General features: G+C 56.4%; 21 protein-coding genes. 15 read left to right on the top strand and 6 right to left on the bottom strand.

Annotation, left to right across the window (positions count from 1 at the left end; translation table 11 throughout):
- Positions 1-183: 183 nt before the first annotated feature.
- Positions 184-1,374, top strand: coding sequence for a mannonate dehydratase (gene uxuA / locus IM299_RS07430; RefSeq protein WP_193357262.1), 1,191 nt, complete (start codon positions 184-186; stop codon positions 1,372-1,374).
- Between the two features lie 45 nt (positions 1,375-1,419).
- Here uxuA and yeiP read toward each other — a convergent pair whose 3' ends face one another.
- Positions 1,420-1,992, bottom strand: a complete 573-nt coding sequence (gene yeiP / locus IM299_RS07425) for an elongation factor P-like protein YeiP (RefSeq protein WP_008500940.1) — start codon at positions 1,990-1,992, stop codon at positions 1,420-1,422.
- Between the two features lie 162 nt (positions 1,993-2,154).
- Here yeiP and IM299_RS07420 point away from each other — a divergent pair, with 162 nt between their 5' ends.
- Positions 2,155-2,409 (top strand): YkgJ family cysteine cluster protein, encoded by a 255-nt coding sequence (locus IM299_RS07420; protein ID WP_028013872.1) that lies wholly within the window; start codon positions 2,155-2,157, stop codon positions 2,407-2,409.
- Here the strand turns inward: IM299_RS07420 and setB are convergent.
- Positions 2,406-3,587 (bottom strand): sugar efflux transporter SetB, encoded by a 1,182-nt coding sequence (gene setB / locus IM299_RS07415; RefSeq protein ID WP_045259727.1) that lies wholly within the window; start codon positions 3,585-3,587, stop codon positions 2,406-2,408. The two genes, IM299_RS07420 and setB, sit on opposite strands and share 4 nt — an antisense overlap.
- 361 nt (positions 3,588-3,948) lie before the next feature.
- Between setB and fruB the strand changes: the two genes are divergently transcribed.
- Genes fruB through fruA form a run of 3 tightly spaced genes read left to right on the top strand, consistent with a single transcriptional unit; the run spans position 3,949 to position 7,719 of the window.
- The gene (fruB, locus tag IM299_RS07410; protein ID WP_193357261.1) at positions 3,949-5,079 is read left to right on the top strand and encodes a fused PTS fructose transporter subunit IIA/HPr protein; all 1,131 of its coding nucleotides are present in this window, start codon (positions 3,949-3,951) and stop codon (positions 5,077-5,079) included.
- Positions 5,079-6,017, top strand: a complete 939-nt coding sequence (gene fruK, locus IM299_RS07405; protein ID WP_010433510.1) for a 1-phosphofructokinase — start codon at positions 5,079-5,081, stop codon at positions 6,015-6,017. The genes fruB and fruK overlap by 1 nt, the downstream gene beginning before the upstream one ends.
- Before the next feature lie 16 nt (positions 6,018-6,033).
- Complete coding sequence (fruA, locus tag IM299_RS07400) at positions 6,034-7,719, top strand: PTS fructose transporter subunit IIBC (protein ID WP_028013869.1); 1,686 nt, start codon at positions 6,034-6,036, stop codon at positions 7,717-7,719.
- A gap of 46 nt (positions 7,720-7,765) precedes the next feature.
- On the opposite strand, the gene nfo is transcribed toward fruA, so the two are convergent.
- Together nfo and IM299_RS07390 are read right to left on the bottom strand one after the other, a co-directional pair.
- A complete protein-coding gene (nfo, locus tag IM299_RS07395; protein WP_193357260.1) occupies positions 7,766-8,623 on the bottom strand; it encodes a deoxyribonuclease IV in 858 nt (285 codons plus the stop codon).
- Between the two features lie 64 nt (positions 8,624-8,687).
- Positions 8,688-9,734: a YeiH family protein gene (locus IM299_RS07390; RefSeq protein WP_048958057.1), complete on the bottom strand. Its 1,047-nt coding sequence runs from the start codon at positions 9,732-9,734 to the stop codon at positions 8,688-8,690.
- 97 nt (positions 9,735-9,831) lie between these two features.
- Between IM299_RS07390 and yieE the strand changes: the two genes are divergently transcribed.
- From yieE to cirA, 3 genes are all read left to right on the top strand, one after another.
- A complete protein-coding gene (yieE, locus tag IM299_RS07385) occupies positions 9,832-10,698 on the top strand; it encodes a DNA-binding transcriptional regulator YeiE (protein WP_048958058.1) in 867 nt (288 codons plus the stop codon).
- Between the two features lie 158 nt (positions 10,699-10,856).
- Complete coding sequence (locus IM299_RS07380; protein ID WP_028013865.1) at positions 10,857-12,326, top strand: amino acid permease; 1,470 nt, start codon at positions 10,857-10,859, stop codon at positions 12,324-12,326.
- A 225-nt stretch (positions 12,327-12,551) separates the two neighbouring features.
- The gene (gene cirA / locus IM299_RS07375) at positions 12,552-14,522 is read left to right on the top strand and encodes a catecholate siderophore receptor CirA (protein WP_193357259.1); all 1,971 of its coding nucleotides are present in this window, start codon (positions 12,552-12,554) and stop codon (positions 14,520-14,522) included.
- 99 nt (positions 14,523-14,621) lie between these two features.
- On the opposite strand, the gene fghA is transcribed toward cirA, so the two are convergent.
- Entirely contained in the window at positions 14,622-15,449 is an 828-nt protein-coding gene (gene fghA, locus IM299_RS07370) for an S-formylglutathione hydrolase (protein WP_193357258.1), read from the bottom strand.
- A gap of 138 nt (positions 15,450-15,587) precedes the next feature.
- Between fghA and IM299_RS07365 the strand changes: the two genes are divergently transcribed.
- From IM299_RS07365 to mglC, 7 genes are all read left to right on the top strand, one after another.
- The gene (locus IM299_RS07365) at positions 15,588-16,736 is read left to right on the top strand and encodes a YbfB/YjiJ family MFS transporter (RefSeq protein ID WP_193357257.1); all 1,149 of its coding nucleotides are present in this window, start codon (positions 15,588-15,590) and stop codon (positions 16,734-16,736) included.
- Positions 16,737-16,838: 102 nt separating this feature from the next.
- Positions 16,839-17,507 carry a GTP cyclohydrolase I FolE gene (folE, locus tag IM299_RS07360; RefSeq protein ID WP_047363083.1) on the top strand — a complete coding sequence of 223 codons (669 nt, stop codon included), beginning with the start codon at positions 16,839-16,841 and terminating at the stop codon, positions 17,505-17,507.
- Between the two features lie 18 nt (positions 17,508-17,525).
- A complete protein-coding gene (gene yeiB / locus IM299_RS07355; RefSeq protein ID WP_045629867.1) occupies positions 17,526-18,683 on the top strand; it encodes a DUF418 domain-containing protein YeiB in 1,158 nt (385 codons plus the stop codon).
- 155 nt (positions 18,684-18,838) lie between these two features.
- Positions 18,839-19,861, top strand: a complete 1,023-nt coding sequence (galS, locus tag IM299_RS07350; protein WP_041909015.1) for an HTH-type transcriptional regulator GalS — start codon at positions 18,839-18,841, stop codon at positions 19,859-19,861.
- A gap of 294 nt (positions 19,862-20,155) precedes the next feature.
- Positions 20,156-21,154, top strand: a complete 999-nt coding sequence (gene mglB, locus IM299_RS07345; protein ID WP_008500923.1) for a galactose/glucose ABC transporter substrate-binding protein MglB — start codon at positions 20,156-20,158, stop codon at positions 21,152-21,154.
- A 79-nt stretch (positions 21,155-21,233) separates the two neighbouring features.
- Entirely contained in the window at positions 21,234-22,754 is a 1,521-nt protein-coding gene (gene mglA, locus IM299_RS07340; RefSeq protein ID WP_048958062.1) for a galactose/methyl galactoside ABC transporter ATP-binding protein MglA, read from the top strand.
- Positions 22,755-22,769: 15 nt separating this feature from the next.
- Entirely contained in the window at positions 22,770-23,780 is a 1,011-nt protein-coding gene (mglC, locus tag IM299_RS07335; RefSeq protein ID WP_013097952.1) for a galactose/methyl galactoside ABC transporter permease MglC, read from the top strand.
- A gap of 49 nt (positions 23,781-23,829) precedes the next feature.
- On the opposite strand, the gene IM299_RS07330 is transcribed toward mglC, so the two are convergent.
- Positions 23,830-25,218, bottom strand: a complete 1,389-nt coding sequence (locus IM299_RS07330; RefSeq protein ID WP_193357287.1) for a glutamine synthetase family protein — start codon at positions 25,216-25,218, stop codon at positions 23,830-23,832.
- Between the last annotated feature and the right edge of the window lie 8 nt (positions 25,219-25,226).

The raw sequence follows: 25,226 nt of genomic DNA, 5'->3' as shown, positions 1-25,226 counted from the left end.
TTAATTAACAATGTCAGTCTAAAGTTATATGACAGCAAATAAAATTGGTAAGCCGTAAATATCCCCGTTCTGTGAGTTTGATCAATCAATGTGTGGCGGCGTGTTGACCCTTCACGGCAAACATGTATGGTAGTCGTCATTGCAGTAACCCATATTGGTATAACAACTTGAGAGGATGAGGCAATGGAACAAACCTGGCGTTGGTACGGGCCGAACGATCCGGTTTCTCTTGATGATGTGCGTCAGGCTGGCGCAACGGGTGTCGTCACGGCGCTGCATCACATTCCTAACGGCCAGGTATGGCCAGTTGAGGAGATTCAACAGCGTCAGGCGCTGCTGGCGGAGAAGGGGTTAACCTGGTCTGTGGTAGAAAGCATTCCGGTTCACGAAGATATCAAAACCCATTCCGGGGAATACCGGACCTGGATTGCAAACTATCAGCAGAGCATTCGCAACCTGGCGGCCTGCGGCATTGATACGGTCTGCTATAACTTCATGCCGATTCTGGACTGGACGCGTACCGACCTGGAATATCAGATGCCGGACGGCTCGAAAGCGCTGCGTTTTGACCAGATTGCCTTTGCGGCGTTTGAGCTGCACATTCTGAAACGCCCGGGCGCCGAAGCGGATTACACCGCTGAAGAGCAGCAGCAGGCCCTTGAATGGTTCAATGCCGCCAGTGAAGCGGACGTAGAGAAGCTGACCCGCAATATCATTGCTGGCCTGCCGGGTGCGGAAGAGGGGTACACGCTGGATCAGTTCCGCGCGCGTCTGGCGGAATACGGCAATATTGATAAGCACCAGCTGCGTGAAAACATGGCGTATTTCCTGCGCGCTATCGTTCCGGTTGCGGAAGAAGCCGGCGTGCGTCTGGCGGTACACCCGGACGATCCGCCGCGTCCTATCCTCGGCCTGCCGCGTATCGTGTCCACGATTGAAGATATGCAATGGCTGAAAGAGACGGTCGACAGCATCTATAACGGCTTTACCATGTGTACCGGCTCCTACGGCGTGCGCGCTGATAATGACCTCGTGCGGATGATAGAAACCTTTGGCGATCGCATTCACTTTACGCATCTGCGTGCGACCTGCCGTGAAGAGAACCCAAAAACCTTCCATGAGGCGGCGCACCTTGGCGGTGATGTGAATATGGTGGCGGTGGTGGACGCTATTCTGGCTGAAGAGGCGCGTCGCAAGCAGGCGGGCGATGTGCGTCCTATTCCGTTCCGTCCGGATCACGGACACCAGATGCTGGACGATCTGCGTAAGAAAACCAACCCGGGCTATTCGGCGATTGGCCGCCTGAAGGGGATGGCGGAAGTGCGAGGGGTCGAGCTGGCGCTGAAGATGACGAAATATCCGGAGCTTCTGTAACCGGAATTGTCGGGTGGCGAAGCCGCCACCCGACAAATGCCATAATCAGTCAGCACGACCCATATAGCGTTTTTCTTCAATATGGATGCGGATCTTCTCGCCAGCGGAGAGATATTCCGGCACCTGCACAACCAGACCGGTGGTCAGGGTCGCTGGTTTGTTGCGCGCACTTGCTGACGCGCCTTTAATGCCCGGCGCGGTTTCAACGATTTCCAGATCCACGGTCTGCGGCAGTTCAAGCGCCAGCAGCACGCCGTCCCAGGTCAGCACCTGCATGTCTGGCATACCGCCTTCAGGAATGAACAGCAGCTCTTCTTCGATCTGATCTTTGGTGAAGATGTACGGGGTGTAATCTTCTTTATCCATGAACACGTATTCGTTGCCGTCGATGTAGGAGAAATCAACGTAGCGACGGGTCAGAGTCACGGTATCAACGATATCGTCACCTTTAAAACGTTCTTCCACCTTCAGGCCGGTACGCACATCGGCGAAACGCATTTTGTACAGCGTCGCTGCACCACGGGCGCTTGGTGCCTGAATGTCGATGTCTTTCACAATCAGCAATTTGCCGTTGTAATTCAGTACCATACCTTTCTTAATTTCGTTCGCTCTTGGCATTGCAGTAATCCTGTCTACGGGAGGTAAAAAATATCGCGCCAAATTACTCGCGCGCGGCCTTTCAGGCAAGTGGAATTCGTGGCTTTTGCTATCAATACGCAAAAGGTGTTACTGTGCGCCCGATGCCCGACTGTACGGGTGTTCGCCACCGAGAGAGCATGTATGGATTGTCGTCCAGATTGCGGCGCGTGCTGTACCGCTCCGTCCATTTCAAGCCCCATTCCAGGCATGCCTGAAGGCAAGCCCGCCAATACCCGCTGCGTTCAGCTCTCTGAATCCAACCTGTGTATGATCTTTGAGTCTCCCCTGCGCCCGAAGGTCTGTTCCGGGCTTCAGCCATCAGCTGAAATGTGCGGCAGCACGCGCGCGCAGGCAATGACATGGCTGCTGGAGCTGGAAGCGCTCACCGCGCCTTAAACGTCCTTGATCCTCGCCAGACAGCCAATCGTCAGCGTACACATCACCAGCGCAATCCAGAACACCGTGTGGTAGTTCCAGATCTCGGCAACGATACCGGCCATCGAGCCCGCAATAATCCAGCCCACGCGGGTGGTATTAGTATAAAGGGTGGTGGCGGCACCTGCCTGCCCCGGCATCAGATCCTGGAAGTAGAGCATGCCAATCCCCGCCAGGATGCCGATATACACGGCGTTCAGCAGCTGTAAAGCAAGAAGCAGGGCTGGCGTATGGACCGTCAGCATGCCAACGTAGAATAGCAGCCCGGCGACGGCCGCGATGCGCATTAAAAAACGCTTTCCAAAACGCTTCGCATAATAGCCTGCAATCAGCATGGTCGGGATCTCAAGACCCGCGGCGGTGCCCATCATAATGCCGGCCAGCTTCTCCGGCAGGTGTAGCTCATCAATAATAAACAGCGGCATGTTAATGATATACAGGCTGTTGGTGCCCCACATCAGCGTGCAGATAACAAACAGGAGCAGGGCATCGCGGCGGTTACGACGCGGCGCTTCCAGCACGCCCGTTGCCACTTTGGGCTCTTTGCGCATTGACGGCAGAAAAAACCATACCATTGCGCCGCACGCCACAAACGCGACCGCCGCGCTCAGGTACATCACCGTAAAGCCAAACCCCATCGCCAGCGCGTAGGCCAGCGGCGGGCCAATTACCCATGCCAGCGACACCTGAGCGCGCAATATCGAGCTGAACATCACCGCTTCCCGCCCGGTATGGTCGGCATGTTCGCGGGCAAGGGCAAACAGCTGCGGGTTGGCGGTTGAGCCAAAGCTGCTCAGAAATACGCCGATGAACAGCAGAATGAAATAGTTACGGTTCCAGGCAAACAGGACGCAGGCCAGCACCCCCAGCAGACAGCAGAAAACAATCAGGCTTTTACGATCGCCTTTGCGGTCGGAACGACCGGCGAGAAACTGGCTGACGAGAATGCCGATGATGGCGCTTCCGGTAAAAAAGAAGCCAACCATCGCCGGACGAGCGTGAACTTCGTTAGTCAGGAACAGGCTCAGCGTCGGGGTTTGCAACGCACCGGCGATGCCCGTAAAGAAGGCAACAATCAGGAACGCCGTTGACGTCAAATCAAAGGGCTTCGGCGCGGTGGCCGCAGGGGTGTTATGCATGTTTTATAATTAGCGAGTAACAGAGAGGGGCGGAGTTTACGCCGTCAGTTAAAAAATAAACAGTGGGTGAAGTCAATTACCCCACGAAAAATCAAAATGGCATTTCAACTTACTCCCCACCTGGCTGAACTTAGCTGAAACTGGTTTGCTGAAGTTCAGCAAAATTTAGCTGAACGCAGAAGAAATGTGCAGTATCTCTAAATTCTGATATCGGAAATACGACATTTCTTGCAAGCCATTGCAGAAAGCGCAAGACTTTTTGAAACGTTTCAGCGCTATCTTGTTTTAACAAACGGAGCAGGCTAGCGCATTTTTTCTCATGTAAGCTGAAACGATTCACTTTCAGCAGGAGAGGAGAACCATGTTCCAGTTATCTGTTCAGGATATTCACCCGGGCGCTCAGGCCGGGGATAAAGAAGAGGCTATTCGTCAGGTTGCCGCTGCCCTTGTGCAGGCGGGTAACGTCGCGGACGGCTACGTAAACGGTATGCTGGCGCGCGAGCAGCAGACCTCCACCTTCCTCGGCAATGGAATTGCCATTCCGCACGGCACAACCGACACCCGCGACCAGGTGCTGAAAACCGGCGTTAAGGTTTATCAGTTCCCGCAGGGCGTGCTCTGGGGCGACGGCCAGGTGGCTTATGTTGCTATCGGTATCGCGGCGAGCAGCGACGAACATTTAGGCCTGCTGCGTCAGCTGACGCATGTCCTGAGCGATGACTCCGTGGCTGAACAGCTGAAGACTGCAACAACCGCTGAAGAGCTGCGGGCGTTGCTGATGGGCGAAAAACAGAGTGAAGCGCTGAAGCTGGATAACGACACGCTGACGCTGGATGTTGTGGCCTCCGATCTGGTCACGCTGCAGGCGCTGAACGCGGGTCGCCTGAAAGAAGCGGGTGCCGCTGATGCCACCTTTGTGACGCGCGTGATTAACGATAAACCGCTGAATCTCGGCCAGGGCATCTGGCTGAACGACAGCGCTGAAGGCAACCTGCGCAGCGCAATTGCAGTGAGCCGCGCCGCCACCGCGTTCGACGTTGAGGGCGAGACAGCAGCCATGCTGGTGACTGTGGCGATGAACGATGAGCAGCCGGTTTCGGTGCTGAAGCGTCTGGGCGATCTGCTGCTGAACAATAAAGCTGAAAAACTGCTGAACGCTGATGCGGCGACCGTGCTGGCGCTGCTGACCAGCGACGACGCGCTAACGGACGACGTGCTGAACGCCGAGTTCGTGGTGCGTAACGAACACGGCCTGCATGCCCGTCCGGGCACCATGCTGGTCAACACCATTAAACAATTTGAAAGCGAGATTACCGTGACCAACCTGGATGGTTCGGGCAAACCGGCCAACGGCCGCAGCCTGATGAAAGTCGTCGCGCTGGGCGTGAAGAAAGGCCATCGCCTGCGCTTCACCGCGCAGGGCGCAGATGCTGAACAGGCGCTGAAAGCAATTGGCGACGCCATCGCGGCAGGTCTGGGGGAGGGCGCATAATGAGCAGACGTGTTGCGACTATTACGCTGAACCCGGCTTATGACCTGGTGGGGTTTTGCCCGGAAATTGAGCGCGGCGAAGTTAACCTCGTGCGTACCACTGGCCTGCATGCTGCGGGCAAAGGGATTAACGTCGCGAAGGTGCTCAAGGATCTCGGTATCGACGTCACCGTGGGCGGATTCCTCGGTAAAGATAACCAGGATGGCTTCCAGCAGCTGTTCAGCGAGCTGGGCATTGCCAACCGTTTCCAGGTCGTGCAGGGCCGTACCCGCATCAACGTTAAGCTGACGGAAAAAGACGGCGAAGTGACCGATCTTAACTTCTCCGGTTTCGAAGTGACGCCAGCTGACTGGGAGCGCTTTGTGACCGACTCCCTGACCTGGCTGGGCCAGTTCGACATGGTGTGCGTCAGCGGCAGCCTGCCGTCCGGCGTCAGCCCGGAAGCGTTTACCGACTGGATGACGCGTCTGCGCAGCCAGTGCCCGTGCATTATCTTCGACAGCAGCCGCGATGCGCTGGTGGCGGGTCTGAAAGCCTCTCCGTGGCTGGTGAAGCCAAACCGCCGCGAGCTGGAGATCTGGGCAGGCCGCAAGCTGCCGGAATTAAAAGATGTGATTGAGGCCGCCCATGCGCTGCGCGAGCAGGGTATTGCTCACGTGGTGATCTCGCTGGGTGCAGAAGGGGCGTTGTGGGTTAACGCTTCAGGTGAATGGATTGCCAAACCGCCGTCAATGGAAGTAGTGAGCACCGTTGGCGCAGGGGATTCTATGGTTGGCGGCCTGATTTACGGCCTGCTGATGCGTGAATCCAGTGAACATACGTTACGTCTTGCCACCGCCGTTGCAGCCCTGGCCGTGAGCCAGAGCAATGTCGGTATTACCGATCGTACCCAGTTAGCCGCGATGATGGCGCGCGTTGACTTAAAACCTTTTAACTAACAGCAGGAGAGGAATAATGAAAACGCTGCTGATCATTGACTCCGGTCTCGGACAGGCTCGCGCCTACATGGCGAAGACCCTGCTGGGCGCGGCGGCACAAAAAGCACACCTGGACATCATTGATAACCCAGGCGATGCCGAACTGGCGATTGTCCTGGGCGATAAAATTCCCGCTGACAGCGCGCTGAACGGCAAAAAAGTGTGGCTGGGCGATATTAATCGCGCGGTGGCACACCCGGAACTGTTCCTGAGCGAAGCGAAAGGTCACGCGACCGTCTACAGCGCGCCTGTCGCGGCGGCTCCTGCTGCGGCCTCGGGTCCGAAACGCGTTGTCGCGGTCACGGCCTGCCCGACGGGCGTGGCGCACACCTTTATGGCGGCTGAAGCCATTGAAACCGAAGCGAAAAAACGCGGCTGGTGGGTGAAGGTTGAAACCCGTGGCTCCGTGGGGGCGGGCAATGCCATTACGCCGGAAGAGGTCGCTGAGGCCGATCTGGTGATTGTGGCGGCAGATATCGAAGTGGATCTGGCGAAGTTTGCCGGCAAACCGATGTACCGTACCTCTACCGGCCTGGCGCTGAAAAAAACCGCGCAGGAGTTTGATAAGGCCCTGGCAGAAGCCAAACCGTATCAGGCCACCGGTGCAGCAAAAACGCCGACCGAAGGGAAAAAAGAGTCTGCGGGCGCATACCGTCACCTGCTGACCGGCGTGTCCTACATGCTGCCGATGGTGGTTGCGGGCGGCCTGTGTATCGCACTGTCGTTCGCGTTTGGTATTACGGCATTTAAAGAAGAAGGGACGCTTGCGGCTGCGCTGATGCAGATCGGCGGCGGTTCAGCGTTCGCGCTGATGGTGCCAGTGCTGGCGGGCTTTATCGCCTTCTCCATTGCTGACCGTCCGGGTCTGACCCCGGGTCTTATCGGCGGTATGCTGGCGGTGAGCACCGGCTCCGGCTTTATTGGCGGTATCATCGCCGGTTTCCTCGCGGGTTACGTCGCGAAGCTGATTAGCTCGAAGCTGAAGCTGCCGCAGAGTATGGAGGCGCTGAAGCCAATCCTGATCATTCCGCTCATCTCCAGCCTGGTGGTCGGTCTGGCGATGATCTACCTGATTGGTAAGCCGGTTGCGGGTATCCTGGCGGGCCTGACCCACTGGCTGCAAACCATGGGCACGGCGAACGCGGTGCTGCTGGGCGCAATCCTCGGCGGCATGATGTGTACCGACATGGGTGGCCCGGTGAACAAAGCGGCATACGCCTTTGGCGTTGGCCTGCTGAGTACCCAGACTTACGCGCCGATGGCGGCGATCATGGCGGCCGGTATGGTGCCACCGCTGGCGCTTGGCCTGGCGACGATTATTGCCCGTCGTAAGTTCGACAAAGCGCAGCAGGAAGGCGGTAAAGCGGCGCTGGTGCTGGGCCTGTGCTTCATCACCGAAGGTGCGATTCCGTTCGCGGCGCGTGACCCAATGCGTGTTCTGCCGTGCTGTATCGTCGGCGGCGCGGTAACGGGCGCCATCTCCATGGCGATTGGCGCGAAGCTGATGGCACCGCACGGCGGTCTGTTCGTCCTGCTGATCCCTGGCGCCATCACCCCGGTACTGGGTTATCTGCTGGCGATTGTTGCCGGTACGCTGGTGGCAGGCCTGTCTTACGCGGTGCTGAAACGTCCGGAAGCGGAAGTTGTGGCAAAAGCAGCGTAAGCAGTAAGCAATAAAAAAGCCGGGTGCTAATGCAACCCGGCTTTTTTTATGCCGCCTGTTCAGCGGCTTGTTGAGCCTTCAGCCAGGCAATCTCTTCCGCCCAGATATCCGGATTGATGGTTTCCAGCACCATCGGAATACCGTCGAAGCGGGCGTCCTGCATAATAAAGCGGAAGGCATCGTGACCGATATTGCCTTCTCCCAGGCTGTGGTGGCGGTCAACGCGGCTGCCGAACGCGCTTTTCGCATCGTTCAGGTGCATACCGCGAAGATATTTAAAGCCAACAACGCGCTCGAACTCCTCGAAAGTATTTTTCGTGGCCTCGGTTGTGCGCAGGTCATACCCGGCGGCAAACGCGTGGCAGGTATCAATGCACACGCCCACGCGAGACTTATCTTCCACGTCGTCAATGATTGCCGCCAGATGTTCAAACCTAAAGCCGAGGTTGCTGCCCTGACCAGCGGTGTTTTCAATCACTGCGGTGACGCCTTTGGTCTTATCCAGCGTCATGTTGATGGATTCGGCAATGCGCGCCAGACAGGCATCTTCATCAATCTGCATCAGATGACTACCCGGATGGAAGTTCAGCAGCGTCAGCCCGAGCTGTTCGCAGCGCTGCACTTCATCAAGGAACGCCTCGCGGGACTTATCCAGCGCTTCCTGCACCGGATGCCCGAGGTTAATCAGATAGCTGTCGTGAGGAAGGATCTGGCCCGGCCCGTAATGGTATTTTTCACAGGCGGCTTTGAAATCGTCAATGACCTCAGCGGTGAGCGGCGCGGCGCGCCACTGGCGCTGATTTTTGGTGAACAGGGCGAAAGCGGTCGCCTCAATTTCGGCGGCGCGAATGGCGGCATTCGCAAGGCCACCAGCAGCGCTAACGTGCGCTCCAACATATTTCATAAAGGGACTCCTGTTAACCCGAAATGCCTATGATAGCGGGTTAACAGGAGAAGGATGTAGTGGTTTATGCCATCAGGCTATGGACCGCGAGGTTAATTGCGCCACCGCCGACAATCAGCCAGATGAAGAGCACCAGCGCCATCAGCAGCGGTTTCGCACCGGCTTTTTTCAGCGCGCTGACGTGTGTGGTCACCCCCAGCGCCGCCATGGCCATCGCCAGCAGTACGGTATCCAGCGTCACCAGCATATCCACCACCGCTTTCGGCAGCAGGTGGAAGGAGTTAAAGATAGCGACCACGATGAACAGGATCGCAAACCACGGAATGGTGATTTTGCTCTTCTCGCTGCCGCCTGCTGGCGCCAGCTGTTTAACCCGCGCGGCCATGAAAATCAGGAACGGGGCCAGCATCATCACGCGCAGCATTTTGGCAATCACCGCCGCGTTTTCAGCGTCCGGGTTAATGGCGTGTCCTGCCGCGACCACCTGGGCCACTTCGTGCACGGTCGAGCCGATATAGATGCCGTAGGTTTCCGGGCTAAACCAGTGGGCGACCAGCGGATACATGGCCGGGTAGAGGAAAATCGCCAGGGTACCGAACATCACCACCGTCGCGACGGCAACCGTTACCTTGCTGGCTTCGGCTTTCACGACCGGCTCCGTTGCCAGCACCGCCGCGGCGCCACAGATACTGCTCCCGGCACCGATCAGCCAGCTGGTTTGCCTGTCCAGGCCAAACACTTTCTGGCCGATAAAGCAGGCCAGTAAAAAGGTGCTGGTCAGGGTCAGGACGTCGATGGCAATCCCGCTTACACCCACATCCGCAATCTGCGAAAAGGTGAGACGAAAGCCGTAAAGGATAATCCCGAGACGTAATAAATGCTGCTTGGCGAAAATCACGCCGCCGTCGCAGGATTTCCAGATGTGGGGGTAAATGGTGTTCCCGACCACCATGCCGAGCAAAATGGCCAGCGTTAACGCGCTGAATCCTGCACCGGCCACTGCCGGAATACTGCCGCCCCATAAGGCCACGCCGGTGACGACGGCGCTGAGCGCAAGGCCGGGCACGAAGTGCCACACTGTACGATGATGTTGTAAGGTGATTTCTGACATAACCTTCTCCTTTGTCTGGCTAAAGGTTACGGCGCGCTGGCTTAAAAATAAAATTGATTATATATTTATAATCAATCTTTATAAGTGGTAAGCAACCATGCACATTACATTGCGTCAGCTGGAAGTGTTTGCCGAGGTGCTGAAAAGCGGCTCGACGACCCAGGCGTCACAAATGCTGGCGCTCTCGCAGTCTGCCGTCAGCGCGGCGTTGACCGACCTCGAAGGCCAGCTGGGCGTCCAGCTGTTTGACAGGGTAGGGAAGCGACTGGTGGTCAACGAACATGGCCGCCTGCTTTACCCGCGCGCGCTGGCCCTGCTGGAGCAGGCTATTGAAATCGAGCAGCTGTTCCGCGAGGACAACGGCGCGATCCGCGTATTTGCCAGCAGCACCATCGGCAACTACATCCTGCCGGAAGTGATTGCCCGCTACCGCCGGGATTTCCCGACCCTGCCGCTGGAGATGAGCGTGGGTAACAGCCAGGACGTGATCAACGCGGTGATTGATTTCCGCGTGGATATCGGACTTATCGAAGGTCCTTGCCACAACGTCGATATCATTGCCGAGCCCTGGCTGGAGGATGAGCTGGTGGTGTTTGCGTCTCCGGCCTCGTCGTTATTGCAGGGCGAGGTGACGCTGGAGCGGCTGGCGCAGGCGCAGTGGATCCTCCGCGAGCAGGGGTCCGGCACGCGTGAGATTGTCGACTACCTGCTGCTGTCGCATCTGCCGCATTTCCAGCTGGGAATGGAGCTGGGAAACTCAGAGGCGATTAAGCACGCGGTGCGTCATGGCCTGGGCATCAGCTGTCTTTCCCGGCGGGTGATTTCCGAACAGCTGGAGACCGGATCGCTGGTGGAAATCCCTGTTCCGCTGCCAAAACTGGTGCGCACGCTGTGGTGCATCCACCATCGTCAGAAACACCTGTCCAGTTCGCTGCAGCGTTTTCTGCGCTACTGCGAGATGTAAAAGCGCCCCTCACCCCAAAGGGGAGAGGGAAAAATAATGCGTTACTTATAATCCTGGACGCGTCATGAAGCTCTCTTATAACAGGGTATTTCTGCCGGAAGGAACGCAGATCGTCTGCTACAATCGCGCCTCATTTATTAAATGGACAGCATTTTCACATGGTTTCAGAAACTAAAACCACAGAAGCGCCCACGCTACGTCGTGAACTCAAGGCGCGTCACCTGACGATGATCGCCATTGGCGGCTCTATCGGTACAGGTCTTTTCGTTGCCTCTGGCGCAACGATTTCGGCAGCCGGCCCGGGTGGGGCATTATTCTCTTATATCCTGATTGGCCTGATGGTTTATTTCCTGATGACCAGCCTGGGCGAACTGGCGGCATACATGCCGGTGTCAGGTTCGTTTTCGACCTACGGACAAAAATACGTTGAGGAAGGCTTCGGCTTCGCGCTGGGCTGGAACTACTGGTACAACTGGGCCGTCACCATCGCCGTGGACCTCGTCGCCGCGCAGCTGGTGATGACCTGGTGGTTCCCGGACACGCCGGGCTGGATCTGGAGCGCCCTGTTCCTCGCCGTCATCTTCCTGCTGAACTACATCTCCGTGCGCGGCTTTGGCGAAGCGGAATACTGGTTCTCTTTGATCAAAGTGGCCACCGTCATCATCTTTATCGTCGTCGGCGTGGCGATGATCGTGGGTATTTTCAAAGGGGCTGAACCTGCGGGCTGGAGTAACTGGACCATCGGCGATGCGCCGTTTGCCGGGGGCTTCTCGGCGATGATTGGCGTGGCGATGATTGTCGGCTTCTCCTTCCAGGGCACGGAGCTGATTGGTATCGCGGCCGGTGAATCCGAAAACCCGGAAAAGAACATTCCGCGCGCGGTGCGTCAGGTGTTCTGGCGTATCCTGCTGTTCTACGTGTTCGCTATTTTGATTATCAGCCTGATCATTCCGTATACCGATCCAAGCCTGCTGCGTAACGACGTGAAAGACATCAGCGTCAGCCCGTTCACCCTGGTCTTCCAGCACGCGGGCCTGCTCTCAGCGGCGGCGGTAATGAATGCGGTGATCCTGACGGCGGTGCTGTCGGCGGGTAACTCCGGCATGTACGCCTCCACCCGTATGCTTTATACCCTGGCCTGCGACGGCAAAGCGCCGCGCATTTTCTCGAAACTGTCCCGCGGCGGCGTACCGCGCAACGCGCTGTATGCCACCACGGTGATTGCCGGCCTGTGCTTCCTGACCTCCATGTTCGGCAACCAGACGGTGTACCTGTGGCTGCTTAACACCTCCGGGATGACGGGCTTTATCGCCTGGCTGGGCATTGCCATCAGCCACTACCGTTTCCGTCGCGGCTACGTCATGCAGGGTCATGACCTGAATAACCTGCCGTACCGTTCAGGGTTCTTCCCGCTGGGGCCGATTTTCGCCTTCGTTCTGTGCCTGATCATTACTCTGGGTCAGAACTATGAGGCCTTCCTTGCGGACACCATTGACTGGGGTGCCGTCACGGCGACCTACATTGGTATTCCGCTGTTCCTGATCATCTGGTTTGGCTACAAACTGACGAAAGGAACCCGCTTCGTTCGCTACAGTGAGATGGATTTCCCGGAACGATTTAAACAATAACCGCGCTTCCTCTCTTTCAGCCCGCTCACTCGAGCGGGCTTTTTTATCTCCACAGTATGCATTCCGGATATATTTTTTAACAATTTAATTGATAATAATTATCGTTTGCTTTATCGTTATCAAAAAATAAGCGTGCTACCGACCCACCGCAGATGTGGGCGGACAACAAGGCACTGTGAGCGATGATTTTTTGATTGAGTTGTATTTACCTCATGGAGATATGGAATGTTTAGGTTGAATCCCGTCGTCAGGGGAGGGCTATGCGCGTCCGCAATGTCCCTGGCACTGCCTGTCATCGCAGCGGAATCTGGCGACACAATGGTTGTAACGGCATCCGCGACCGAGCAAAACCTGAAAGACGCACCGGCAAGCATCAGCGTAATTACCCAGGAAGATTTGCAGCGCAAACCCGTTCAGAACCTGAAAGATGTGTTACGGGATGTGCCGGGCGTACAGCTCACGAGCGAAGGGGACAACCGTAAAGGGGTAAGTATTCGCGGTCTGGACAGCAGCTATACGCTCATCCTTATCGACGGCAAGCGCGTCAACTCGCGCAACGCGGTCTTCCGCCATAACGATTTCGACCTCAACTGGGTGCCGGTTGATGCCATCGAACGCATTGAAGTGGTGCGCGGACCAATGTCTTCTCTCTACGGCTCTGATGCTCTCGGCGGCGTAGTGAACATTATCACCAAAAAAATCGGCCAGAAGTGGACAGGCACCCTGAGCGCGGATTCCACCCTTCAGGAACACCGCGATCGTGGCGATACGTATAACGGTCAGTTTTATACCAGCGGTCCGCTGGTGGACGGCCTGCTGGGACTGAAAGCCTACGGCAGCCTCGCGAAGCGTGAGAAAGACGGGCAGCAGAAATCCTCCACCACGGCGAGCGGTGAAACGCCGCGCATTGAGGGCTTCACCAGCCGTGATGCCAACGTGGAATTCGCCTGGACGCCAACAGAAAACCACGACTTCACCGCGGGCTACGGCTTTGACCGCCAGGATCGCGATTCAGACTCCCTCGACAAAAACCGCCTCGAGCGTCAGAACTACTCTCTCAGCCATAACGGCCGCTGGGGCGTCGGCAACAGCGAGCTGAAGGTTTACGGTGAGAAAGTGGATAACAAAAATCCGGGCAACAGCAATCCGATCACCTCAGAGAGCAACGCGGTGGACGGGAAATACGTGCTGCCGCTGGGCGACATTAATCAGTTGCTGACCTTTGGCGGCGAGTGGCGTCACGATAAGCTGAAAGATCCGGTCAACCTGACGGGAGGCTCCGGCAGCAGTACGTCGACAAGCCAGTACGCGCTGTTCCTCGAAGACGAATGGCGTATCTTCGAGCCGCTGGCGCTGACCACCGGCATCCGTATGGACGACCATGATACCTACGGCGACCACTGGAGCCCGCGTGCTTATCTGGTCTATAACGCGACCGATACCGTAACGGTGAAAGGGGGCTGGGCCACCGCGTTTAAAGCACCGTCGCTGCTGCAGCTGAGCCCGGACTGGGTTACCGGCTCGTGCCGCGGCGCCTGCGAGATTGTTGGTAACCCGGACCTGAAGCCGGAAACCAGCGAGAGCTTCGAATTTGGTCTCTACTATAGTGGGGAGGAGGGCTGGTTAGAGGGCGTGCAGGCCAGCATCACCACCTTCCAGAATAACGTGGATGACCGCATCAGCATCAGCCGTACGGCCAATGTGAAGCAGGCGCAGAGCTACCCTAACTACGTTGGACTGAACGCGGACGGTGAACCGATTTTCCGCTACTACAACGTCAACAAGGCGCGCATCCGTGGGGTGGAGACCGAAGTGAAGTTCCCGGTGGCCGAAGACTGGAAAGTGACGCTGAACTACACCTATAACGACGGCCGCGATATCAGCAACGGCGGCAACAAACCGCTGTCCGAGCTGCCGTTCCACACCGCCAACGGGACCGTTGACTGGAAGGCGACGCAGGACTGGTCATTCTATGTTCAGGGCAACTATACCGGTGAGAAACGCGCGCTGACCAGCAGCGACCCAACGCCGGGTGGCTATGTTATCTGGAATACCGGCGCCGCGTGGCAGGCGACGAAAAGCGTGAAGCTGCGCGCGGGCGTGCAGAACCTGCTGGATAAAGATCTGAGCCGCGACGATTACAGCTACACGGAAGATGGCCGTCGCTACTTCGTGGGCGTGGATTATAAGTTCTGATGTGACCTGAATGCCCGGTGGCGCTTCGCTTACCGGGCATCCAAAAACCGCGAACGTAGGCCGGGTCAGGCGCAACCGCCACCCGGCAATAACGCGCACTTACCCAAATAAATGCTCCGCATGGAAGCGAAGATGATCCTCGATAAAGGACGCCATAAAGTAATAGCTGTGGTCATACCCGGGCTGAATGCGCAGCGTCAGCGGCCAATCCTTCTGGCGAGCCGCCTCAGCCAATATCGCAGGCTGTAGCTGTCCGGCGAGGAACTGATCCGCATCGCCCTGATCGATAAGCATCGGGAGCGCGTTCGCCGAATCGCTTGCCAGCATCAGCGCGCAGCTGTCCCATTCCTGCCACTTCTCTTCATCTTTACCCAGATAGTTTGTGAAAGCTTTTTGTCCCCACGGCACCTGCGTTGGGTTCACAATCGGCGCGAACGCAGAGACGCTGGTGTATTTCCCCGGGTTTTTCAGCGCCATGATTAACGCCCCGTGCCCGCCCATGGAGTGCCCGCTGATGGCGCAGCGGTCGCTCACCGTAAATTCGGCCTTAATCAGCGCTGGCAGCTCGTCGCGAATGTAGTCATACATGCGGTAATGGCTCGCCCACGGCTGCTCGGTGGCGTTGAGATAAAATCCGGCACCTTTGCCCAGATCGTACCCGGCATCGTCCGCCACATCATCGCCGCGCGGGCTGGTGTCGGGCATCACCAGCGCAATGCCCAGCTCAGCCGCAATACGCTGCGCGCCTGCTTTGGTGGTGAAGTTTTCGTCATTACACGTCAGGCCTGAAAGCCAGAACAGAACCGGCGGATTTTCCGTCGGGGGCAGGAAAATGCTGAACGTCATGGCGCAGTTCAGCGTGGTGGAGTCGTGCCGCCAGCGCTGCTGTCGACCTTCAAAACAACGGTGCTCTTCGAGCAGTTCCATGCAGGGCTCCTTAATGAGAATAGCTATTCATTAGAGCCATAATACAGCGTTTTCATTTACCTGTGAGCAACTTTCACTTTCGCGGAACGGCGAGATGCTGCATCATAAATTTACTTTTCTTTAACAATTGGAGCTGTCATGGCGCTGCGTATTGCGCTTAGTGGGTTTGTCGTTCTGGTGGTGGCGATGGGGATAGGGCGCTTCGCCTTTACGCCTCAGGTGCCGCTGATGATTGCCGCCGGGCAACTCACGCTCACCAGCGCAGGTCTGGTGGCGGCGATGAATTATCTGGGCTATCTGGTGGGCGCATGGGATGCCATGCGGGCGCACCGCTTTGTTGAAACGCGACTCTGGCTTGGCATCATCGGTGCGGTTGCGCTGACTCTGCTCTCCGCCGCCGCGGATAACGCCGTTGTGCACGGCCTGCTGCGCTTTGTGATTGGCTGCATGAGCGGCTGGTCAATGGTGCTGATTGCCGCCTGGAGCAACGAGCGGCTGGGGCAGCTGGGTAAACCGGGGCTCAGTGCCGCCGTGTTTGCCGGTCCTGGCGCGGGCATCGCCCTGAGCGGCCTGCTCGCGGTCTATATTCAGGCGAAATCCCTTTCGGCCAGTGCGGCGTGGCAAATCTACGGCGTGCTGGCGTTGGTATTGGTCGCGCTGGTGGCGCGCTATCTGCCGCGTTCCGGACAGCTTCATCGACCCGGCAGCGCGCCAGAGCCGCTGTTGCTGACGACGGATCTCAAGCGCCTGGTCTGGAGCTACAGCCTGGCGGGATTTGGCTATATCCTTCCGGCGACCTTCCTTTCGCAAATGGCGGCGGTGCGTTTTCCCGGCAGCCTGTTTGCCCAGTTTGTCTGGCCGATTTTTGGTGCCGCCGCCGTGGTGGGCATTGCGCTCAGCATTCTTATGCGCCACACCTCAACGGCTAACCGCAGGCTGGCGATAGTGCTGTGGTTACAGGGGGCGGGCGTGCTGGCAGCCTGGCTGCTGCCGGGCATTGGCGGCTTGCTGACGGGCGGGCTGCTGGTGGGCGGCGGGTTCCTATGCGCGGTGCAGCTCTCTCTTTTATACGGCCGCGAGCTGGCACCGAACCACACGCGCTATATGGCGGGGCTGCTCACCACCGGGTATGCCATCGGGCAATTGGTGGGGCCGGTGACCTCGGCGTTATCAACCTGGCTAACCCACCGGCTGGAGCCTGCGCTGGGGCTGGCTGGCGTTGCGCTGTTTGTCGCGGGTGCCCTGGTCTGGAATCGCCACGCTGAAAGGCAACAGCAATTGCAATAATTATCGTCGTGAATACTGGATTATGTGCGTCGCCTCACGCACAATGAGCGCATACTTTTGCCACAACGAGGGCGAAAGACGCCACACCTGCAGGAGAACAAAATGTCATCACTCAGTAAAGAAGCTGCCCTGGTCCACGAAGCCCTGCTCGCGCGCGGTCTTGAAACGCCACTGCGTCCGCCCGTTCAGGATATGGACAATGAAACCCGTAAAAGATTGATTTCCGGGCATATGACCGAGATCATGCAACTGCTGAATCTCGATCTGAGCGATGACAGCCTGATGGAGACGCCCAAGCGTATCGCGAAAATGTACGTTGACGAAATTTTCTCCGGACTGGATTACGCCAACTTCCCGAAAATTACCGTCATCGAAAACAAGATGAAGGTGGATGAGATGGTGACGGTCCGTGATATTACGCTGACCAGCACCTGCGAGCACCATTTCGTGACCATCGACGGTAAAGCGACCGTGGCGTATATCCCGAAAGACACGGTGATTGGCCTGTCGAAGATCAACCGTATTGTGCAGTTCTTCGCGCAGCGCCCTCAGGTGCAGGAGCGTCTGACGCAGCAGATCCTGATCGCGCTGCAAACGCTGCTGGGTACCAATAACGTGGCGGTCTCAATTGATGCGGTGCACTACTGCGTGAAAGCGCGCGGCGTGCGTGATGCGACCAGTGCGACCACCACCACCTCGCTGGGCGGCCTGTTTAAATCGAGCCAGAACACCCGCCAGGAGTTCCTGCGCGCCGTGCGTCACCACAACTAATCAGACAGGGCAGGGACCATGGAGCGAAACGTCACGCTCGATTTTGTTCGCGGCGTCGCCATTCTGGGTATCCTGCTGCTGAATATCAGCGCCTTCGGTCTGCCGAAGGCCGCTTACCTCAATCCCGCCTGGTACGGCGACATCACCCGAAGCGATGCCTGGACGTGGGCGATCCTCGACCTGTTTGCTCAGGTTAAATTCCTCACGCTGTTTGCGCTGCTGTTTGGCGCGGGCCTGCAGCTTCTGCTCAAACGCGGCACGCGCTGGATCCAGTCGCGCTTAACGCTGCTGGCAATTCTCGGCTTTATCCACGGCCTGTTCTTCTGGGATGGTGATATTCTTCTCGCTTATGGGTTAGTCGGGCTGATCTGCTGGCGGCTGATTCGCGACGCGCACAGCGTGAAAAGCCTGTTTAACACCGGCGTGATGCTCTATCTCATGGGACTCGGCGTCCTGCTTTTGCTGGGGCTGATCTCCGGTGACGCGACAAACCGTTCCTGGATCCCGGACGCCGCTAACCTCCAGTACGAGCAGTACTGGAAGCTGAAGGGCGGTACGGAAGCGATAAGCAACCGTGCGGATATGCTGGGCGACAATCTGCTTGCCCTGGGGGCGCAATACGGCTGGCAGCTGGCGGGCATGATGCTGATGGGCGCGTCACTGATGCGCACCGGCTGGCTGAAAGGGGAATTCAGCCTGCGGCACTACCGCCGCACCGGCGCGGGGCTGGTCCTGCTGGGCGTGCTGATTAACCTTCCGGCGGTAATGGCGCAGTGGCACCTTCACTGGGATTACCGCTGGTGCGCGTTCCTGCTGCAGGCGCCGCGTGAATTGAGCGCGCCGTTCCAGACCATCGGCTATGCGGCGCTGATCTATGGTTTCTGGCCGCAGCTTTCTCGCCTGTGGATCGTCAGCGCCGTAGCCTGCGTTGGGCGGATGGCGTTAAGTAATTACCTCCTGCAGACGCTGATCTGCACCACGCTTTTCTATCGCTTTGGCCTGTTTATGAAATTTGACCGCCTCGGACTACTGGCGTTTGTTATTCCGGTCTGGATAGTAAACCTGGCGTTTTCTGTCATCTGGCTGCGTTATTTCCGCCAGGGACCGCTGGAGTGGGTGTGGCGTCAGTTAACCGCACATGCTTCGGGGGTATCATTGAGTAATACATCCAGATAACGATCTGGATCACAATCATTAACAAAACGGATGTAAGCGTTTTCATGAGTGTGAGCTTCTTCACGTAGTCCCCTTTCTCTCGCTGCCAAAATAGCCACCTTGCTAAACACAGGGGGTGTCTGTGAGTTGCTGCAATTCTTTGAAGGATGGTGAATATGATCACCATTCGTGACGTCGCCCGTCTGGCGGGCGTTTCTGTGGCTACCGTCTCCCGCGTGCTGAACAACAGCGCGCTGGTCAGCCCTGAAACCCGTGAAACCGTAATGAAAGCCGTGACCCAGCTCGGGTACCGGCCAAATGCCAACGCGCAGGCGCTGGCAACACAGGTCAGCGATACCATCGGCGTGGTGGTAATGGATGTCTCGGACGCCTTTTTCGGTGCGCTGGTGAAAGCGGTCGATGTGGTCGCCCAGCAGCATCAGAAATACGTGCTGATTGGCAACAGCTATCACGAGGCGGAAAAGGAGCGTTATGCCATTGAAGTGCTGATCCGCCAGCGCTGCAACGCCCTGATTGTTCACTCAAAAGCCTTAAGCGATGAAGAGCTGGCCGGGTTTATGGAGCAGATCCCGGGCATGGTGTTAATCAACCGCATCGTCCCGGGCTATGCCCACCGCTGTGTCGGGCTGGATAACGTCAGCGGCGCCATGATGGCCACTAAAATGCTCATCAATAACGGCCATCAGCGGATCGGCTATCTGGCCTCCAGCCATCACATTGAAGATGACGAGCTGCGGCGTGAGGGGTGGCAAAACGCCCTGAAAGAGCACGGTATTACGCCATCAGAAAGCTGGATTGGCACCGGCACGCCGGATATGCAGGGCGGTGAGGCGGCAATGGTGGAACTGCTGGGCCGCAATCTGCAGCTTTCTGCGGTGTTTGCCTATAACGACAGCATGGCGGCAGGCGCGCTGACTGCGCTGAAGGATAACGGCATTGCGGTGCCACAGCATTTGTCATTGATTGGTTTCGATGATATTCCGATTGCCCGTTACACCGACCCGCAGCTGACTACGGTGCGCTATCCCATTGCTTCTATGGCAAAACTGGCGACCGAGCTGGCGCTACAGGGAGCGGCAGGGCTGCTGGATCCGGGGGCAACTCACTGCTTCATGCCGACGCTGGTGCGTCGTCATTCCGTCGCCGCCCGGCAAATTGTGGTTCCGATCACTAACTGATTACACCAGGCGATGTAACCGTTTTCAATCTGTGAGTAAATTCACAGTATCTTAACAAGGCGCTGACTATGATGTCAGCGTTTTAGGGGCTGAAACGCTATGTAACGGTGATTATTCGCTTTCACCATAGCCTATGTGCCGCAAACAACGAATAAAACGCATTTCTGGAGCGTTACCGACCACGGAAGATAGAAATTTTATAAGTGAACGTCGGCTGTCAGTAACGTTTTATTAACACCTGCCTGCCGATCGTTATTCACAAGAACTACCCTGCATAAAAAAACCGGAGATACCATGAATAAGAAGGTGTTGACCCTGTCTGCTGTAATGGCAAGCATGCTTTTTGGTGCAGCAGCGCACGCTGCGGATACCCGTATTGGTGTGACCATCTATAAATACGACGACAACTTCATGTCTGTTGTGCGTAAAGCAATTGAGAAAGATGCGAAAGCAGCGCCAGACGTACAGCTGCTGATGAATGACTCCCAGAACGACCAGTCCAAACAGAACGATCAGATCGACGTTCTGCTGGCTAAAGGCGTTAAGGCCCTGGCGATCAACCTGGTTGACCCGGCTGCAGCAGGCACGGTTATTGAGAAAGCGCGCGGCCAGAACGTGCCAATCGTCTTCTTCAACAAAGAACCTTCCCGTAAAGCGCTGGACAGCTATGACAAAGCGTATTACGTCGGTACTGACTCTAAAGAGTCCGGCATTATTCAGGGCGATCTGATCGCGAAGCACTGGGCGGCGAACCCGAACTGGGACCTGAACAAAGACGGTCAGATCCAGTTCGTGCTGCTGAAAGGCGAGCCTGGCCACCCGGATGCTGAAGCGCGTACCACCTATGTTATCAAAGAGCTGAACGACAAGGGCCTGAAAACCCAGCAGCTGGCGTTAGATACCGCGATGTGGGACACCGCTCAGGCGAAAGATAAGATGGACGCGTGGCTGTCTGGCCCGAACGCGAACAAAATCGAAGTGGTCATTGCCAACAACGATGCGATGGCAATGGGTGCGGTTGAAGCGCTGAAAGCTCACAATAAATCGTCCATCCCGGTATTTGGCGTGGATGCCCTGCCCGAAGCGCTGGCGCTGGTTAAATCTGGCGCGATGGCTGGTACCGTTCTGAACGATGCCAACAACCAGGCGAAAGCGACCTTCGATCTGGCGAAAAACCTCGCCGACGGTAAAGGCGCGGCGGATGGCACCAACTGGAAAATTGACAACAAAATCGTTCGCGTGCCTTACGTGGGCGTAGACCAGTCCAACTTGGCTGAGTTTATCGGTAAATAAGATCTTTGTTTTGTCTTCACTGGGCGCAATTCGTTGCGCCCTTTTATAACGCGATATGCGAGGCCAACAAGGTATAATTATGGTCAGCACAACTACTCAGTCGTCCGGTGAATACTTGTTGGAAATGACAGGCGTCAACAAGTCCTTCCCCGGTGTTAAGGCACTTGATAATGTTAATTTAAAAGTCCGTCCTCACTCTATTCATGCATTGATGGGGGAGAACGGTGCGGGTAAATCAACGTTATTAAAATGTCTTTTTGGGATCTATCAAAAAGATTCTGGCAGCATTCTTTTTCAGGGGAAAGAGATCGATTTCCATTCAGCGAAAGAAGCGCTGGAAAACGGTATCTCGATGGTTCACCAGGAATTAAACCTGGTACTGCAACGCTCGGTAATGGATAACATGTGGTTGGGACGTTACCCAACTAAAGGTGTGTTTGTCGATCAGGATAAAATGTATCGCGACACCAAAGCGATTTTCGATGAGCTGGATATTGATATCGATCCGCGCGCCCGCGTGGGGACATTATCCGTTTCCCAGATGCAGATGATCGAAATTGCCAAAGCGTTCTCCTATGAGGCGAAAATCGTCATCATGGATGAACCCACCTCGTCATTAACGGAAAAAGAGGTTAATCACCTTTTTACCATTATTCGTAAGCTGAAAGAACGCGGCTGCGGCATTGTGTACATTTCGCACAAAATGGAAGAGATCTTCCAGCTGTGCGATGAAATTACCATCCTGCGCGACGGCCAGTGGATTGCCACGCAGCCGCTTGAAGGGCTGGACATGGACAAGATCATCGCCATGATGGTCGGCCGTTCCCTGAACCAGCGCTTCCCGGACAAAGAGAACAAGCCAGGTGAAGTAATCCTGGAAGTGCGCAATCTGACCTCGCTGCGCCAGCCGTCCATCCGCGATGTTTCTTTCGACCTTCACAAAGGCGAAATTCTTGGCATTGCTGGCCTGGTAGGGGCAAAGCGTACCGACATCGTGGAAACCCTGTTTGGCATCCGCGAGAAGGCCGACGGCACCATCACGCTGCACGGGAAGAAAATTAACAACCATAATGCCAACGAAGCCATTAATAACGGTTTTGCGCTGGTGACGGAAGAACGTCGCTCGACCGGTATTTATGCTTATCTGGATATTAACTTTAACTCGTTAATCTCTAATATTCGCAATTACAAAAACAAAGTCGGGCTGCTGGATAACTCCCGCATGAAGAGCGATACCCAGTGGGTAATTGACTCCATGCGCGTGAAAACGCCTGGCCACCGTACCCAAATCGGTTCGCTTTCCGGTGGTAACCAGCAAAAAGTTATTATTGGCCGTTGGTTATTAACCCAGCCAGAAATTCTGATGCTGGATGAACCGACCCGCGGTATTGACGTCGGCGCGAAGTTTGAAATTTATCAGCTGATTGCCGAGCTGGCGAAAAAGAATAAAGGGATCATTATTATTTCTTCCGAAATGCCGGAACTGTTAGGGATCACGGACCGTATTCTGGTTATGAGCAATGGTCTCGTTGCCGGTATTGTTGACACCAAAACGACAACGCAAAATGAAATTTTGCGTCTTGCGTCTTTGCACCTTTAAGATCAGGGGCTCCTCATGAGTGCGTTAAATAAAAAAAGTTTTCTCACTTACCTGAAAGAAGGCGGTATTTACGTTGTTCTTTTAGTCCTGCTGGCCATTATTATTTTCCAGGACCCTACGTTCTTAAGCCTGCTGAACCTGAGTAATATTCTGACCCAGTCCTCCGTGCGTATCATCATTGCGCTGGGCGTGGCGGGCCTTATCGTCACCCAGGGGACGGACCTGTCTGCCGGTCGTCAGGTCGGCCTGGCGGCGGTTATTGCGGCAACCCTGCTGCAGTCGATGGAAAACGCCAACAAGGTGTTCCCGGAGATGGCGACTATGCCGATTTTCGTGGTGATCCTGATTGTCTGCGCCATCGGGGCGGTGATTGGTCTGATCAACGGTATTATCATCGCTTACCTGAACGTGACGCCATTTATCACTACGCTGGGTACGATGATCATCGTTTATGGTATCAACTCCCTGTACTACGACTTTGTGGGCGCGTCGCCGATTTCGGGCTTTGACAGCGGCTTCTCCACCTTCACGCAGGGGTTTATCGCGCTGGGCAGCTTCCGCCTGTCGTACATTACCTTCTATGCGCTGATTGCGGTGGCGTTCGTCTGGATCCTGTGGAACAAAACGCGCTTCGGTAAAAACATCTTCGCTATCGGCGGTAACCCGGAAGCGGCGAAAGTGTCCGGGGTAAACGTTGCCCTGAACCTGCTGATGATTTACGCGCTGTCCGGTGTGTTCTACGCCTTCGGCGGGATGTTGGAAGCAGGCCGTATCGGCTCCGCAACGAACAACCTTGGCTTCATGTACGAGCTGGATGCGATTGCGGCCTGCGTGGTCGGCGGCGTCTCCTTCAGCGGCGGGGTGGGTACCGTGCTCGGCGTGGTCACCGGTGTGATCATCTTTACCGTCATCAACTACGGTTTGACCTACATCGGCGTGAACCCGTACTGGCAGTACATCATCAAGGGCGCCATCATCATCTTCGCGGTGGCGCTGGATTCACTGAAGTACGCCCGTAAGAAGTAATCGTCACTCGCCATACCCGGCCCGCTCACCGAGCGGGCTTTTTTATGGCCTATGCCAGATGGGACTCTTCTTGCGTCACAATGTGCTCAAACCACTCGAGTTCAGAAAGCTTGCAGGCGACCCACTGCTCGGAAAAGGCGTCGCCCAGACTGTCGGTGAGATACTGACAGCGGGCGAAGGCCTCAATTGCCTCCTGCTGGAACAGCGGGAGTTCCGGTTGGTCCTGCTGCGGTTCCGGGAGTTCCCCCTCGTCGATATGTTCCAGCCCGTAAAGCATGCCGGTCAGGATTGTGGCCGCCACCAGATACGGATTCGCATCGGCTCCGGCCAGTCGGTACTCGATACGACGGTTGCTCTCTTCCGAGCAGGGAATGCGCAAGGCAGCGGAGCGGGTGTTATAGCCCCATGAGTTAAAGACGGGTTCCGTCAGGTTTTTTCGCAGGCGACGAAACGCGTTGACCCCCGGCGCAAGAATGGCGACGGAGGCGGGCATCAGCTCCAGCTGGCCCGCGATGCACAAGCGCATCATGCTGCTCAGCGCGTTCACCGGCGAGGCAAAAACGTTCTCGCCACGGCTGTTGTTCAGGCTGAAATGGATGTGCAAACCGCTGCCGGAGAGCTGGCTGAAGGGCTTAGCCATAAAGTTAGCCTGAAGACCGTGCTTTTCAGCGACATAGCGGGTCAGGCGGCGCAGGGCCAGCACGTTATCACAGACCTCTACGACGCGCTGGCTGTGCTTCAGGTTTAATTCGTACTGTCCGGACTCGGCTTCCGCTACCACCCCTGACAGTGGGATGCGCTGAAGGTGCGCCAGCTGTTCCAGCTCGTCAAAAAGCGCCGCGTGCGCCGACGAGGTGTCCATGTGAAAACAGCCCTGATTTTGCGGATCGCGATCGCCCTGTCCCGTCAGGTAAAACTCGATTTCCGGGGCAATGACCGGGAAAAGGCCGTGCTGGTGGAAGCGGGCCACGACGTTCTGCAGTATCGCGCGTGGCTCAAGAGGGCAGGGGTTACCGTCGCTGTCCTTCATCGTCAACAGGATCTGCGCGGTATGCTCCGGATCCTGCGGACAGGGACGCAGAGAACCGGCGACCGGGACGCACAGCCGGTCGGGTTCATCATAAAGCGGGGCGGCGATTTTTCCCTTCTGATCCATGGAGTAGACGGAAAGCGGAAAATAACAGCCTTTTTCCAGACTCAGCATGCTCTCCACCGTGAGGCGTTTGCCGCGCATCGTGCCGTTGATATCGTTCAGGTAAACGTCAACGTGTTTCGTCTGCGGGTAGCGTTCCAGATAGTCGGCCACTTCCACGGCAATATTGTGCTGGAGGGCGTCAATTTTTTCATCCAGCCAGAGACCAGAATTAAGTGCGCCGGGGAGTGATAATCCGGGAAAGTTAAAGTAAGGGCGGAGACTTTTGAGGAAAAACGCATTCATTATCGAGT

Origin of the sequence: Enterobacter cloacae complex sp. P47BA, assembly GCF_014930485.1 — a bacterium.
In the GTDB taxonomy this organism is placed as follows: domain Bacteria; phylum Pseudomonadota; class Gammaproteobacteria; order Enterobacterales; family Enterobacteriaceae; genus Enterobacter; species Enterobacter bugandensis.
The sequence above is the reverse complement of the archived record's forward strand: the minus strand, read 5'-3'. Positions and strand labels throughout refer to the sequence as shown.

What these genes read in the sequence shown, in the direction of transcription:
- IM299_RS07330 (WP_193357287.1), bottom strand. Translation starts at nt 25,218, where the DNA reads ATGAATGCGTTTTTCCTCAAAAGTCTCCGCCCTTACTTTAACTTTCCC.
- setB (WP_045259727.1), bottom strand. Translation starts at nt 3,587, where the DNA reads ATGCATAACACCCCTGCGGCCACCGCGCCGAAGCCCTTTGATTTGACG.
- folE (WP_047363083.1), top strand. Translation starts at nt 16,839, where the DNA reads ATGTCATCACTCAGTAAAGAAGCTGCCCTGGTCCACGAAGCCCTGCTC.
- fghA (WP_193357258.1), bottom strand. Translation starts at nt 15,449, where the DNA reads ATGGAACTGCTCGAAGAGCACCGTTGTTTTGAAGGTCGACAGCAGCGC.
- yieE (WP_048958058.1), top strand. Translation starts at nt 9,832, where the DNA reads ATGCACATTACATTGCGTCAGCTGGAAGTGTTTGCCGAGGTGCTGAAA.
- fruA (WP_028013869.1), top strand. Translation starts at nt 6,034, where the DNA reads ATGAAAACGCTGCTGATCATTGACTCCGGTCTCGGACAGGCTCGCGCC.
- mglB (WP_008500923.1), top strand. Translation starts at nt 20,156, where the DNA reads ATGAATAAGAAGGTGTTGACCCTGTCTGCTGTAATGGCAAGCATGCTT.
- fruB (WP_193357261.1), top strand. Translation starts at nt 3,949, where the DNA reads ATGTTCCAGTTATCTGTTCAGGATATTCACCCGGGCGCTCAGGCCGGG.
- yeiP (WP_008500940.1), bottom strand. Translation starts at nt 1,992, where the DNA reads ATGCCAAGAGCGAACGAAATTAAGAAAGGTATGGTACTGAATTACAAC.
- IM299_RS07390 (WP_048958057.1), bottom strand. Translation starts at nt 9,734, where the DNA reads ATGTCAGAAATCACCTTACAACATCATCGTACAGTGTGGCACTTCGTG.
- nfo (WP_193357260.1), bottom strand. Translation starts at nt 8,623, where the DNA reads ATGAAATATGTTGGAGCGCACGTTAGCGCTGCTGGTGGCCTTGCGAAT.
- yeiB (WP_045629867.1), top strand. Translation starts at nt 17,526, where the DNA reads ATGGAGCGAAACGTCACGCTCGATTTTGTTCGCGGCGTCGCCATTCTG.
- IM299_RS07365 (WP_193357257.1), top strand. Translation starts at nt 15,588, where the DNA reads ATGGCGCTGCGTATTGCGCTTAGTGGGTTTGTCGTTCTGGTGGTGGCG.
- mglA (WP_048958062.1), top strand. Translation starts at nt 21,234, where the DNA reads ATGGTCAGCACAACTACTCAGTCGTCCGGTGAATACTTGTTGGAAATG.
- uxuA (WP_193357262.1), top strand. Translation starts at nt 184, where the DNA reads ATGGAACAAACCTGGCGTTGGTACGGGCCGAACGATCCGGTTTCTCTT.
- galS (WP_041909015.1), top strand. Translation starts at nt 18,839, where the DNA reads ATGATCACCATTCGTGACGTCGCCCGTCTGGCGGGCGTTTCTGTGGCT.
- cirA (WP_193357259.1), top strand. Translation starts at nt 12,552, where the DNA reads ATGTTTAGGTTGAATCCCGTCGTCAGGGGAGGGCTATGCGCGTCCGCA.
- IM299_RS07420 (WP_028013872.1), top strand. Translation starts at nt 2,155, where the DNA reads ATGGATTGTCGTCCAGATTGCGGCGCGTGCTGTACCGCTCCGTCCATT.
- fruK (WP_010433510.1), top strand. Translation starts at nt 5,079, where the DNA reads ATGAGCAGACGTGTTGCGACTATTACGCTGAACCCGGCTTATGACCTG.
- IM299_RS07380 (WP_028013865.1), top strand. Translation starts at nt 10,857, where the DNA reads ATGGTTTCAGAAACTAAAACCACAGAAGCGCCCACGCTACGTCGTGAA.
- mglC (WP_013097952.1), top strand. Translation starts at nt 22,770, where the DNA reads ATGAGTGCGTTAAATAAAAAAAGTTTTCTCACTTACCTGAAAGAAGGC.